Annotated in this window: 12 protein-coding genes and 1 pseudogene; 11 read left to right on the top strand and 2 right to left on the bottom strand. The window is 60.5% G+C overall.

The window, feature by feature from the left end:
- Nucleotides 1-57: 57 nt before the first annotated feature.
- The 7 genes and pseudogenes from ACIOUG_RS10160 to ACIOUG_RS10130 form a co-directional block, all read left to right on the top strand.
- A pseudogene (locus ACIOUG_RS10160) lies at nucleotides 58-177 on the top strand (cytochrome c5 family protein); the annotation flags it as partial.
- A 30-nt stretch (nucleotides 178-207) separates the two neighbouring features.
- On the top strand, nucleotides 208-819 hold the full coding sequence (locus ACIOUG_RS10155) for a cytochrome c (protein WP_139055015.1): 612 nt from the start codon (nucleotides 208-210) through the stop codon (nucleotides 817-819).
- Between the two features lie 200 nt (nucleotides 820-1019).
- Entirely contained in the window at nucleotides 1020-1661 is a 642-nt protein-coding gene (locus ACIOUG_RS10150) for a thiol:disulfide interchange protein DsbA/DsbL (RefSeq protein WP_401064902.1), read from the top strand.
- A 14-nt stretch (nucleotides 1662-1675) separates the two neighbouring features.
- Nucleotides 1676-2554, top strand: coding sequence for an endonuclease/exonuclease/phosphatase family protein (locus ACIOUG_RS10145; RefSeq protein ID WP_401064901.1), 879 nt, complete (start codon nucleotides 1676-1678; stop codon nucleotides 2552-2554).
- A complete protein-coding gene (locus tag ACIOUG_RS10140) occupies nucleotides 2551-4638 on the top strand; it encodes a diguanylate cyclase (RefSeq protein ID WP_401064898.1) in 2088 nt (695 codons plus the stop codon). The genes ACIOUG_RS10145 and ACIOUG_RS10140 overlap by 4 nt, the downstream gene beginning before the upstream one ends.
- Nucleotides 4639-4738: 100 nt before the next feature.
- Nucleotides 4739-5518, top strand: a complete 780-nt coding sequence (locus tag ACIOUG_RS10135) for an N-acetylmuramoyl-L-alanine amidase (protein ID WP_401064897.1) — start codon at nucleotides 4739-4741, stop codon at nucleotides 5516-5518.
- A gap of 76 nt (nucleotides 5519-5594) precedes the next feature.
- Nucleotides 5595-7208, top strand: coding sequence for an EAL domain-containing protein (locus ACIOUG_RS10130; protein ID WP_401065021.1), 1614 nt, complete (start codon nucleotides 5595-5597; stop codon nucleotides 7206-7208).
- Here ACIOUG_RS10130 and ACIOUG_RS10125 read toward each other — a convergent pair.
- Both ACIOUG_RS10125 and algB read right to left on the bottom strand, forming a co-directional pair.
- Nucleotides 7205-8995 carry a KinB sensor domain-containing domain gene (locus ACIOUG_RS10125; protein ID WP_401064894.1) on the bottom strand — a complete coding sequence of 597 codons (1791 nt, stop codon included), beginning with the start codon at nucleotides 8993-8995 and terminating at the stop codon, nucleotides 7205-7207. The two genes, ACIOUG_RS10130 and ACIOUG_RS10125, sit on opposite strands and share 4 nt — an antisense overlap.
- Before the next feature lie 10 nt (nucleotides 8996-9005).
- Nucleotides 9006-10352, bottom strand: a complete 1347-nt coding sequence (gene algB / locus ACIOUG_RS10120) for a sigma-54-dependent response regulator transcription factor AlgB (RefSeq protein ID WP_003220286.1) — start codon at nucleotides 10350-10352, stop codon at nucleotides 9006-9008.
- 426 nt (nucleotides 10353-10778) lie between these two features.
- Between algB and ACIOUG_RS10115 the strand changes: the two genes are divergently transcribed.
- The 4 genes from ACIOUG_RS10115 to ACIOUG_RS10100 all read left to right on the top strand — a co-directional run.
- Nucleotides 10779-11063, top strand: coding sequence for a hypothetical protein (locus ACIOUG_RS10115; protein ID WP_258677587.1), 285 nt, complete (start codon nucleotides 10779-10781; stop codon nucleotides 11061-11063).
- A 72-nt stretch (nucleotides 11064-11135) separates the two neighbouring features.
- Nucleotides 11136-11300: a DUF1328 domain-containing protein gene (locus ACIOUG_RS10110; protein ID WP_003177151.1), complete on the top strand. Its 165-nt coding sequence runs from the start codon at nucleotides 11136-11138 to the stop codon at nucleotides 11298-11300.
- Between the two features lie 2 nt (nucleotides 11301-11302).
- Nucleotides 11303-11767, top strand: coding sequence for an inhibitor of vertebrate lysozyme family protein (locus tag ACIOUG_RS10105; RefSeq protein WP_401064890.1), 465 nt, complete (start codon nucleotides 11303-11305; stop codon nucleotides 11765-11767).
- 703 nt (nucleotides 11768-12470) lie between these two features.
- A partial coding sequence (locus ACIOUG_RS10100; protein WP_401064888.1) for a cation:dicarboxylate symporter family transporter occupies nucleotides 12471-12988 on the top strand: 518 nt, incomplete at its 3' end.

Below are 12988 nucleotides of genomic sequence, written 5' to 3'. Positions count from 1 at the left end.
GGTTTACTCTCGCTCATCCAAAGGATGATGGCCTGGTAATACTCTGCACTGCAGTCCATGCAACACGTGACCCAGGGTTTCAAGGCGATGCCGCCGCGTGGTTTGTGCATGGACTGCAGTGCCGAGGATTACCAGGCCATCATCCTTTGGATGAGCGAGAGTAAACCCGGTCCATAACTTAACCCTTAGCCGTAGTTGGATTAGCTGATGAACAAATTGATCGTGAGTCTGCTGTTGACCGTGGGAATTTCAGGCTTCGCCCATGCTGCCGGTGATGCCGCCGCCGGCCAGGCGAAAGCTGCCGTATGCGGAGCCTGCCATGGCCCGGACGGGAACAGCATGGCGCCAAACTTCCCGAAACTGGCAGGTCAGGGTGAACGCTATCTGACCAAGCAACTGCACGACATCAAGTCGGGCAAGCGCCAGGTTCTGGAAATGACCGGCCTGCTGACCAACCTGAGCGATCAGGACCTGGCCGACATCGCCGCTTACTTCGCCAGCCAGAAAGGCAGCGTCGGCGCCGCCGATCCAAAGATCGTCGCTCGCGGTGAAGCTTTGTTCCGCGGCGGTAATCTGGCCAAGGGCCTGCCAGCCTGCACCGGATGCCACTCGCCGAATGGCGCCGGCAACGCCGCCGCCGGCTTCCCGCATCTGGGTGGCCAACACGCTCAATACATTGCCAAGCAACTGACCGATTTCCGCAAGGAAGAAGGCGGCCGCAACAACGACGGCGACACCATGACCATGCAAACGATCGCCAAGCGCCTGAGCGACGAAGACATCGCCGCGGTCGCCAGCTACATCCAGGGCCTGCACTGACAGCCCTGAATCGAGCGTTAATGCTGATGGACATCTCGTGCAATGTTAACGCTCGATTAATCCGTCGCAGCAAGTATAAAAAGGGTGGCTTTGGCCGCCCTTTTTTGTGGCCGCTGCCGTTACACTACAGAACTCATGCCCGCCAGGATCTGTCTGAAAACAGGTCGCGCGAGGCGACCAAAATTGTCCAGGAGTAAAGCATGCGTAATCTGATCATCAGCGCCGCTCTCGTCGCTGCCAGCCTGTTCGGCATGACCGCCCAGGCTGCCGAAGCACCCGCCGCCCCTTACGTCGAACTGGCCAACCCGGTGCCGGTGGCAGAGCCTGGCAAGATCGAAGTGGTCGAGTTGTTCTGGTACGGCTGCCCGCACTGCTACTCCTTCGAGCCTGTGATCAATCCCTGGGTTGAAAAACTGCCGTCCGACGTCAACTTCGTGCGTATCCCGGCGATGTTCGGCGGCCCTTGGGACGCTCACGGCCAGATGTTCCTGACCCTGGAAGCGATGGGCGTCGAGCACAAGGTTCACGCTGCGGTATTCAATGCCATCCAGAAAGACCGCAAACCCCTGACCAAGCCCGAAGACATGGCTGACTTCCTTGCCACCCAAGGCGTCGACAAGGACAAGTTCCTGGCCACCTTCAACTCGTTCGCCATCAAAGGGCAGATCGTCAAGGCACGTGAGCTGGCCAAGAAGTATGAAATCACTGGCGTTCCAACCATGATCGTCAACGGCAAATACCGCTTTGACGTCGGCTCCGCCGGTGGCGAGAAAGAGGCGCTGCAACTGGCTGACCAGCTGATTGCCAAAGAGCGAGCGGCCAACAAGGCAGCTGCCAACTAAGCGCGGTCACCGCCATGCGCCGCTGGGGCACCGAACGCATCGTTGGCCTGCATGATCCGCAGGTCAACGAGCATCACCTGGAATCCACGGGCCTGCCCGCAGACCATCGTCTGCGCTTGCTCAGCTTCAATATCCAGGTCGGCATCAGCACCGAGCGCTATCGGCACTACCTGACCCGTAGCTGGCAGCACCTGCTGCCGCACACCGGGCGCTCAGGCAATCTGCAAAAGATCGGCGACCTGCTTGGCGACTTCGATCTGGTCGCCCTGCAGGAAGCCGATGGCGGCAGCCTGCGCTCGGGCTACGTCAATCAGGTCGAACACCTGGCCCACCTCGGCGCCTTCCCCTACTGGTATCAACAACTCAATCGCAACCTCGGCCGACTGGCCCAGCACAGCAATGGCGTGCTCAGTCGCCTGAAGCCGTGGGCGATCGAAGATCATCCGCTGCCCGGGCCGAAAGGTCGCGGCGCGATCCTGCTGCGCTTCGGCGAAGGCCCGGAAGCGCTGGTGGTGGTGATGATGCACCTGGCCCTCGGCGCCCGGGTGCGCAGCCTGCAACTGGCCTACATTCGCGACCTGATCAGTGGCTACAAGCACCAGGTACTGATGGGCGACATGAACACCCATGCCAGTGATCTGCTACAACACTCACCGTTACGCGATCTCGGCCTGCTGGCCCCGCAGATGCAAGCGACGTTTCCCAGCTGGCGGCCGCAGCGTTGCCTTGATCATATTTTGCTCAGCCCGACCCTGACCCTGGAAAAGGTCGAAGTGCTGGCCCAACCCATTTCCGATCACCTGCCGGTCGCGGTAGAGATTCGTCTGCCGGGTTCGCTCACGGCCGATGCATTGCCCGCGTTGAGTCCTGCCCCTCGCGGAACCCCTGAATGAGCGACGACGCCCAGCGCTGGAAAGAGAAGTACCTTAAAAGCATCGAACAACAGGACAAGCTCGAACGTCGCTGGGCCGCCCGGCTCGACTTGCTGCGCCGTGGTCTGGTGCGCAGCACGCTGGCGGCCGAAGGCACCGACAAGGTGGTTGATCAGTGCATGAAAGAGATGCGCGACGTGGTGCGCACCGACGACATGGACGCCGGCCTCGCCGCCCTGCTGCCGCGCCTGGAAAAAGCCGTGCTCGATTCCGAGCAGCGCCGCGAAACCCGGATCGATCAGGTCAGCACCGCGCTGACCGCGCTGGTCACCCAGCTGCAAGCCTTGCCGCTGCCGCGAGAGGTCGCCCAACCGCTGAAGAAATTCGCCAAGCAACTCGACAGTCGGGTCGGCCAGGCGCGGGAAATGCCGCTGCTGCTGAGTGAACTCAGCGGCTTGCAGGGCAAGGCCTTGAGCCAGTTGGAAACGCCGCCCGAACCGGACCGCCCGGGCTTTCTGCAGCGCCTGTTTGGCAATCGCGACGCCGAAGACACGCCGGTAACGCCAGCTGCAACGACGGCGCCGAATCAGCCTCAAGCGCCTGCGCCTGCACCAGCGTCGCCACCAGCCAATGCTGAACCTGTGCCCGATCTCGAGCCCGTGCAGACGCCAGCAGTCGAATCGACTCCGACAGCAGCAGTCAGCGCCGCGCCCCTCGCGCAACCCGCAGAGGCCAATCTTCAACAGGCACCGGCAACGCAACCCCAGGCCGAATCGCCCGTGGTTTCGTTTGTGCCGCCGGTCATTGCTGTCGAGAACACGCCCGAACCGCTGGCGGAACCCAAGCCACACGGTGAACCTCTGGCCGCTGCGCTGGCGCCACCCGCCCTGACTGCCGCGATCAACCCCGACGAGCTAATCCACCCCGGAGACATCCCGGCAGCGCTGCTCCTCGACAGCCTGCCCGTGCCCGAGCCGATCGCCCAGGCGTTGGCCGCTATTGATCCCGAACAACCCGAGCAGGATATTCTGTACGCCCTGCCCGACTCGCCGGAGCCGTCCTACAGCTCGGTGGCCAAGCACATTGAAGACACGCTGATCGGGCTGCTCGACGACCTGACCCTGCCTGAGCGCCATCGCCCGCAGGCCGAGGCGATGCGCGACCGCTTGAAAAATGGCCTGAACTGGTACGAATTGCTACCGATTCTCGACGATCTTGCGACGTTGATGCTGGCCATCACCGACAGCGGCCAGCACGAATTCGAAGCCTATCTGCAACAACTCAACGAACGCCTCGAAGCGTTCCAGAGCAACTTGCAGGCCGCCAGTGAAGGCCACGCCGACAACAGCTCGGCGGCGCGGGCGATGGACACGCAGATTCGCGAGCAAGTCGACGGCTTGCAGACCAGCATGCAGGAAGCGGCTGATCTGGATGACCTCAAGCAGGTGCTGGAGAACCATCTCGAAGGCCTGCTCGGCACCATGGACCAGCACCAGAAACAGCGCGATGCCCGCGAGCAGGAAGTGGCGGCACGTCTGAAAGGGCTGGCCGAGCGCGTGGCGCACATGGAGCAGGAAGCCCTGGGCTTCCGCGAACACCTGGAAGAACAGCGGCAGAAAGCCCTGATCGACCCGCTGACCGGCCTGCCCAACCGCGCGGCCTGGAGCGAACGGCTGGAACACGAGATCAAGCAATGGCAGCAACACGGCAACACCTTGAGCCTGGCGATGCTCGACCTCGATCATTTCAAGCGCATCAACGACAACTACGGCCATCTGGCCGGCGACAAGGTGCTTAAAATCATTGCCACGGTGCTGCGCAAACGCCTGCGCGGTGCAGATTTCATTGCCCGCTTTGGTGGCGAAGAATTCGTTCTGCTGCTGCCGGCGACCACGCCGGCCGTCGGCGCCAAGCTGCTCGAAAGCCTGCGCGCGGCGATCGAAGCCTGCCCGTTTCACTTCAAGGGTGAACGGGTGACAATCACCATTTCCATGGGCCTGGCTTCGTTCAAGCCGGGAGAACACAGCGATCTGGTGCTCAAAAGAGCCGATCAGGCGCTGTACCGCGCGAAAAACGGCGGGCGCAACCGGGTCGAGCTGGGCTGAGCAATTGTTCCATTTTGTTTAAATCAGCCCATCGGCCGTCGATACGCAAGGCAGTACGTTACACTGTTGCATTACTGTCTTGCGTGTACTGTCTTCTGCCATGAAATTTTTTGCCCTCCTCGCGTCGCTGCTCGTTCTGGCCGGTTGTGCCAGCGCCCCGCGTTACGACACCAGCCATCCTTCGGCCAATCACGACAGCCGCGTGCAGTTCGTGATCGTGCATTACACCTCTGCATCACTCGCGCGCTCGCTGCAACTGCTGACCCACGGCGAAGTCAGCAGCCACTACCTGATCGGCGACGACAAGAGCGGCACCATCTACAAACTGATGGATGAAAACCAGCGCGCCTGGCACGCCGGGGAAAGCCAATGGCAGGGCCGCACCTGGCTCAATTCCAGTTCGATCGGTATCGAAATCGTCAATCCGGGCTTCAAGGACACGCCGACCGGGCGCCTGTGGTTTCCGTACAGCGAAGCTCAGATCCAGTCGCTGATCGTGCTGCTCAAGGACATCAGCCAGCGTCAGGGCATCAGCCCGCGCCATATCATCGGTCACAGCGACATCGCCCCCCTGCGCAAACTAGACCCCGGCCCACTGTTCCCGTGGAAACGTCTGGCTGCCGAAGGCCTGGGCGTATGGCCCAATGAACAAGCGGTAGCGCGGCAGCAGGTGCAGTTCAGCGCCGAACTGCCGAGCATCAGCTGGTTCCAGGAACAACTGGCGCGTGTCGGTTACGACACCCCGCAGACCGGCGAGCTGGATGTAGCAACCCGCCATGTACTGGCGGCGTTCCAAATGCACTTCCGACCTTCGCGTTTCGATGGTATGCCGGACGCGCAAACAGCCGCGTTGTTGCTGGTACTCAATCAGACAAAATAATGACGCCCGCCCGACGGTCAGGGCGAAATCGCAATCAGCAGCTATAACTCATTGGTAATTCTTCGGATATTCCATGATGGTTGCTACCCGAGCGACGCTGCGTAGCTGGTTTTATCGCCCGTGGTTTTTGGCGATGATCGCGGCCGTCCTCAGTGCCAGCCTGCTGATCGCCGGCGGTATGTTCATCGCCATGCGCCAGGTCGAACAGAACGAGAGTCAGGAGATGAACGCCCAGGGCGAACGTTTTCTGGCCCGGCTCGAGCAACTGTTCGGGCAGTTGCGCGAAAGTCTCGACGACCTCCAGGCGCAGCCGTTGCGCAGCTGCGATGAGGAAATGATCGCCACGCTGCAACAGGTCACTTTCAACTATCGCTTCGTTTATGAAGCAGCCTACATGGACGGTTCGCGGATCTGCTCCAACCGCCCCCGGCAGGAGGGCCTGTCGGTGGTCCGCGCGCCGGACATCAAAGGCCCGACTTACAGCTACTGGCTCAACACCACCACCGAACCGGATGAAAACCGCGCGGCGCTGATGCTCGGGCGCGGCAATTTCCGCGTGGCGACATCCCGCGGGCATTTGACTGACATGGTTGATCTGCCACCGGACAGCAGCCTGCTGGTGGTGCTGGATCACGGCAGGCGGGCGATTCCCGTACTCGGCACAGCCCAGACCTGGCCACCGAGCGAAGCCTGGCCACCGAAGAGCCGCGAGGCCCTGCAAGTTACCCAGTCGCGGCTGATCTACCGCATGCCAACCAAAAATCCGGAATATCAGTTGGTGCTGATCACTCCACGCACCGGCATGCACATGCCCACCGTCTGGTGGTGGATGATCCCGGTCTGCCTGTTGCTGGGGGCGTTTTCCGGGTTCCTGGTATTTCTGCTGGTGCGCCAGCGCCAGTCGCTGGACGCCGAACTTCAGGGCGCGATCCGCCGTGGCGAACTGCAGGTGCTGTATCAACCGATCTTCGACCTCGACAGCCGCAATTGCGTAGGCGCCGAAGCCTTGCTGCGCTGGCGCCGCCCGGACGGCACGCTGACCAGTCCCGAGCTGTTCATTCCGCTGGCGGAAAACACCGGGCAGATTCGGCAGATGACCGATTTCGTCCTGCAACGGCTGCTGGAACAACTGGGGCCGGTGCTGCGCGCCAATCCGCAGTTGTACATTTCGGTCAATCTCGCCGCGTGCGACGTAATGGTGCCGCGCATCGGCCAGGTCATGGCCAAACTGTTGACCCTGCACCGGGTCGCGGCGCGGCAGATTGCCTTTGAGGTCACTGAGCGCGGGCTGATCGACGTGGTGGTGGCGCGGGAGAACCTGCAAGCGTTGCGCGATGTCGGCCATCAGGTGCTGATCGACGACTTCGGCACCGGCTATTGCAGCCTCGCCTATCTGCAGACGTTGCCGGTGGATTGCCTGAAGATCGACAAGGCCTTCATCGACGCGCTCGGCCACGACGCAGCCAGCAGCGGCGTTGCTCCGCACATCATTCACATGGCACAGGCGCTGGATCTGAAAGTGATTGCCGAAGGCATCGAACACGAAGCCCAGGCGGTGTTTCTCAGCAGTGAGGGAGTCAAGTTCGGCCAAGGCTGGCTGTTCGCCCAGGCACTGAGTGCGGTGCAGTTCATCGAACTGATCACCCGTGGACGGCGCCTCGCCGCGCGCCGCCTCGACGACGAAGCCTAGACCGACAGCGCCATGTAGAACTGCGTGCCCTGCCCCGGTCGCGAATAAACGCCCATCCGCCCGCCATGCAACTGCACAATTTCCTTGCACAGTGCCAGGCCAAGGCCGGCGCCGCCCTTCTTGCGCCCGACCTGCACGAACGGTTCGAAAATCCGCCCCTGCTGACCGTAGGCAATGCCTTCGCCGTTGTCTTCGACACTGATGATCACCCGTTCGCCATGCCGGCGCGCCTGCAAGCGGATCTGGCCGTCGCGGGCGGTATGGCGCAAGGCGTTGTCGATCAGGTTGTCGAGCACCCGCTCAAGCTGCGCCTGATCGGCCTGCAAGCGCGGCAACGGCCCCTGCACTTCGACGTTCAAGGCAATGCCCTTGGCCGCCGCCGAATCGGCGAAGCGCGACTGCGCCTGCTCGAGCAGATCTTCGATGGAGCATGGCGCCAGGGTGAGTTTCTGCAAGCCGTTCTGATAACGCGAGAAGTTGAGCAAGTCGTTGATCAACTGCATCAAGCGCTGCATCTCTTCGTTGACCGTGTCGAGCAGGTCCGCCTCGCGCGACTCCGGAGGAAATTTCGCGCGCTCGCGAAACAGGCCGAACGCCATGTGCATGCCGGTGACCGGCGTACGCAGTTCATGGGAGGCGCGCAGCACGAATTCGCTGCGTACCCGCTCGAAGGCGCGCTGCTCGGTGACGTCGTGCAGCACCATCACTGCGCCAAGAATATGTCCTTGGGTGTGACTGACCGGGGTCAGGCTGTAGGTCAGCAAGCGGGATTCGCCATCGACCTCGATGCTCAGATCCTCCGGAGCGCGCTCAAGGGTGCCGCCGCGCAGCACCAGTTGCAGTTGCGCGTCGAGCTCCGGGCGCTCAAGCGCGGTGCCCAAGCCCTGACCGAGGCGGTCACTGTCCCAGCCCAACTGGCGCTGGGCCACCGGATTAAGGTGCTCCAGATGCCCTTCGCGGTCGATCATCAGCAAGCCGTCGTCGATGCTGTCGAGCACCGCCTGCAAGCGCTGCTGACCGGCCAGCAGCTCATCGACGTTGGTCGCCTGATGCTCGCGCAGCGCCTCCGCCATGAGCCCGAAGCGCTTGGTCAACTGGTTCATTTCCATCGCCGAGGAAATCGGCAGCGTCACTTCGAAATTGCCTTGGCCGATGTTGTCCGCCGCTTGCGCCAGCGCCTCGATCGGCGCGCCAAAGCGCCGGGCAATCGCATGGGCCGTGACAAAACCGATGATCAACACCGCCAGCCCCACCAACCCGAGCAGGCCGGAGACCAGCAGCGCCCGGTCCCGGGCGTCGTGCTGCACCGCGTTGATGTTGTCCAGCGCGTGCTTGTGCTCGGTAATCAAACCGTTGCGCAAGGTGTTGAAGCGTTCTCTGAGGTCGCTGTTGCCACTGAGCACGTTGCCAGGATCACGCGACAGCTCGAACGCCTGGAGAAAACTCAGGTAGTCAGCCTTGGCCTGGGAAAATCCGTACTGTCGGCCGTCGCCCTCTGCCTCCTGCGAAATGCCTTCATCGAGCAATTGCAGGTAATGCTGCTTCGACGCTTCGAACGCGACGGGATCGGGTTTTTCAGCCAGCATCAGCACCAGTTGGTCGCCGAGGGTCTGGCGCAATTTGAGCCCCAGGTCCAGGGTCACGAAGTTGCTGCGAATCGTTGCCTCCTGAGTACCGGCCATCTGCATCACGCTGACCAGCCCGAGCAACAGCCCGAGCAAGGCGACCGTGATCAGCGCAGAAATACTCAGGAACAAGCGAGTGCGCAACTTCATCGCCAGTTTCATCGTCGGGCGCTCACAGGTTGTACTGCTTGCGCTTGCGATACAGGGTCGACGCGTCGATGCCCAGGGTTTTCGCCGCCTGATCAAGGGTACCTGCCGTCGCCAGCACTGCGCCGATGTGGGCTTTTTCCAGCTCATCGAGGCTCAGCGCCGCGCCGACTCGCGGTGCGTTGTTTGCCGGTTGCTCGGCCATGCCGAGGTGGCTGATTTCCACGCGCTCCTGCGGGCAGATGATGCTCGCCCGCTCTACCACGTTGCGCAGCTCACGGATGTTGCCCGGCCAGCGATAACCCAGCAGCGCTTCCCGCGCCTCGTCACTGAAGCCCCGGGCCGGGCGCGCGTACTCTTTGACGAAGCGTGCGAGGAAGCGGTCGGCCAGGGTCAGGATGTCTTCGGCCCGTTCGCGCAGTGGCGGCAAATGCAGGGTGATTACGTTGAGGCGATATAACAGGTCTTCACGAAAGCGCCCGTCGCGCACCATGTCTTCAAGATTGAGGTTGGTCGCGGCGAGAATCCGCACATCGGCGCGGCGGGTCACTGGATCCCCTACCCGCTCGTATTCCTTGTCTTGAATGAACCGCAGCAACTTGGGTTGCAACGTCAGCGGAAAATCGCCGATCTCGTCGAGAAACAGCGTTCCGCCGTCCGCCTGATTGACCCGACCCAAGGTGCTCTCACTGGCACCGGTAAACGCACCGCGACTGTGGCCGAACAGCTCACTCTCCATCAACTCGGCGGTCAACGACGGGCAGTTGATGGTGACGCAGGATTTCTTCTCGCGCTTGCTCCAGCCGTGAATGGCCCGGGCCAGTTCACCTTTACCCGTACCGGATTCGCCGAGGATCAGAATGTTGGCGTCGGTACCGGCAACCTGACGCGCAGTTTCCAGCACCACTTTCATCGCCGGGCTGTGGGAGTCGAGGCCATCCTTGGGTTTGCGGATCTCGCCTTCGAGCGCTTCCAGACGCGCCGAGAGCTGGCGCACTTCCAGTTGCTTGGCGGTGGCCAGACGCAACTGGTCGGGGCTGCATGGTTTGACCAAATAGTCGGCGGCGCCGGCCTGGATCGCATCCACGGCGGTATCAACAGCCGAGTGCGCGGTGACGATCACCACCCGCATCCATGGCGCCTGAACGCGCATCTGCGCCAGTACATCGAGACCATTGTCTTCACCGAGACGCAAATCAAGGAAGCACAGGTCAAACACCTGGCGTTGCAACAGTGCCTCGGCCTGTGCCGCGCTGTTCGCGGTGGCCACCGTATAACCTTCGTCTTCGAGGCAGTAACGAAAGGTTCGCAGGATGGCGGACTCGTCGTCCACCAGCAGAATGCGGCCTTGATGCTCAGTGGCAGATTCCATTTTTCCTACGCTCCATAGTGATTGATCTTGGGTTAGTCCCGGAAAAATCGGGCAAGTTGCATGGTTGATTCTGAACGATGCGAGCCATAGGAGGGTAGCTCTCTCCTGCCTTAACGGCCAATCCATTGATTTTGTTGAATTTTTAAACAATCACCGATTTGCAGGAGGTTCCCTGCGTACTTTTCTGACATCCGGGACGTGCTCTCAATTCCATAAGAATGAAATCTCCTACGAAATAATCGTGCATTCCGCACGACCGTAGACGACCCATCGTGCAGGATGCGTCTATCGCTGAATTTTCATCACTTATAAGTTATTGATTTTATTCAATATTTTTCAAATAAAAAACTGGCATGCAGCCTGCAATACCTCATTCAGCCCGGGCAGATTCCCCTGCCCCAACCGAATAAGAGTGAGGAACCCAGGATGACTCGCCAACGTGCCGCCCAAGTGCGTATCTCGCCGCTGCATATCCAGCAAGGCCTGTTTGGCGTGCTTGCACTGTTGATCACCCTGATTGCCTGCCAGCAATACCTGAGCTGGGAAAACAGCCGCAAGCCTGAGCCACTGATCTCGATGCAGCACAGCACGCAGACGCACTTCAGCGCTGTCAGCAGCAGTCAGGCCGAAAGCGCCTCGATGCGCATGATGGATGTCGATCAGCCACAGCCGCTGGATCAACTGCCACGTGAAGAGCGCTGGGTTTTCTGACGAACCGAAGAATTCGGGCGCATCGCGCCGGAACACGCAACATCCCTAAATAGAGAAGTAAGGAGAATCACCATGTTGAGCTGGGCAATTACATTCTTGATCATTGCCATCATCGCCGCCGTACTGGGCTTCGGTGGTATCGCGGGCACCGCCACGGGTATCGCCAAGATTCTCTTTGTCGTGTTCCTGGTGATGTTCATCGCTTCCTTCTTCTTTGGCCGTCGCGGCCGAGGTTAACGATGATTGCTTTAAAGACACTGGCAGCCGCCCTGCTTCTGGGCGGTAGTGCCATGGCGATGGCGGCCAATGATGGCCAGGCGCGGGTCAACGAGCTGCTTGGCTCCGACCCGCAGTACAGGGAAACCTGGCAAGGCGTGGTGAAGCATGAAGAACGCCTGCCGGAATGGGTGATGAACCTGTCCGGTACGCCAGACCAGCAGATGAATGCCGTGACTGAAGATGGCGACAAGTATCTGGTCGGCCCGCTCTGCGAATCCGCAGACAAGTGCCTCAACCATCGCTTGATCGTGGCTTTCAGCTTCGACAAGAAAGATGCGTACGCCATGCTCGTCGATGTGCCCGAAGGACTGCCGGCCGACAAGTCGCCGACGCGACATGCCACCTACCGCTTCCTCGGCAAACCGAATCAGGGCATGCAGAATCTGCTGATGGAAACCCTGAAGAAAGATCCGAACTGGTACTGATTCGAACATGAGGGCAGCGCCCCGCTGCCCTTTATTGCGCCGACCCGAGGAAGGCTGGCGCATGACCAGGGGGCCGGGACGTTCTGACTGTTACAGGGTCGGAGTGACCTACGGGTACAGGGAGTGCCTGCGCGAGGGCCGGGTCAGGGTAAAAGCTGCGACGCAGGTTCGCCGACCCACAGCGGTTCGACGGACTTGCGCTGAGCTTTTCAAACACGCAAAACATTGATCCAGAGCGTTCTGCTCATCCTTTTTATCGCTGACACTGCGCGCGAAACCATTTCGCGGTGTTTCCTCGCGACCGTATATCGAGAAAGAGCCCCTTTAAACAGTGGGACTTCTAGTCTGCAAATGTAGGCTTTTTCTTAAATTTTTCGCCGGATTCACTCGTTCAAAAAATAACCAACCTCGGCTGTAATGGCCGGTTCACGGCACTTATGCCGGCTGAAATGTCGTAATCGAACCGGTTGGGACGCCAGTTTCATTTAAAAAAGCTCATGCCGATTCGGCATAGGGTAGGCGTTTACGGCATTAGACGGCGCAACCTTGCATCGGAATAGTTGCGCCTTTTTTCGCCTGCCGAAGAGCCGTAAACACGCGCTTCGGGGCACCTTATACGGAGGCAGATGCACAGACTTTTCCGCTGAAAGAGCGTTCCAGTTCCTGCATGTGCCTGAGTCAAACGCAAGTAAGGGTAAAGATAATGAAGAAGGCAAAACTCAGCCTCGCCTGGCAGATCCTCATCGGTCTGGTACTAGGGATTGCAATTGGTGCGTTGCTCAACCACTTCAGTGCCGAGAAGGCCTGGTGGATCAGCAACGTCCTGCAACCGGCAGGCGATATCTTTATCCGTCTGATCAAGATGATCGTGATCCCGATCGTCATCTCCTCGCTGATCGTCGGCATCGCCGGCGTGGGCGACGCCAAGAAGCTTGGGCGTATCGGTCTGAAGACCATCATCTACTTCGAAATCGTCACCACCATCGCGATCATCGTCGGCCTGCTACTGGCCAACCTGTTCCACCCGGGCGCCGGCATCGACATGAGCACCCTGGGCACGGTGGATATCTCCAAGTACCAGGCGACCGCCGCCGAAGTGCAGCATGAACACGCGTTCATCGAGACCATCCTCAACCTGATCCCGTCGAACATCTTCGCGGCCATGGCCCGCGGCGAAATGCTGCCGATCATCTTCTTCTCCGTGCTGTTCGGTCTCGGTCT

Source organism: Pseudomonas sp. NPDC087803 (assembly GCF_044742995.1).
Lineage (GTDB): Bacteria > Pseudomonadota > Gammaproteobacteria > Pseudomonadales > Pseudomonadaceae > Aquipseudomonas.
The sequence above is the reverse complement of the archived record's forward strand: the minus strand, read 5'-3'. Positions and strand labels throughout refer to the sequence as shown.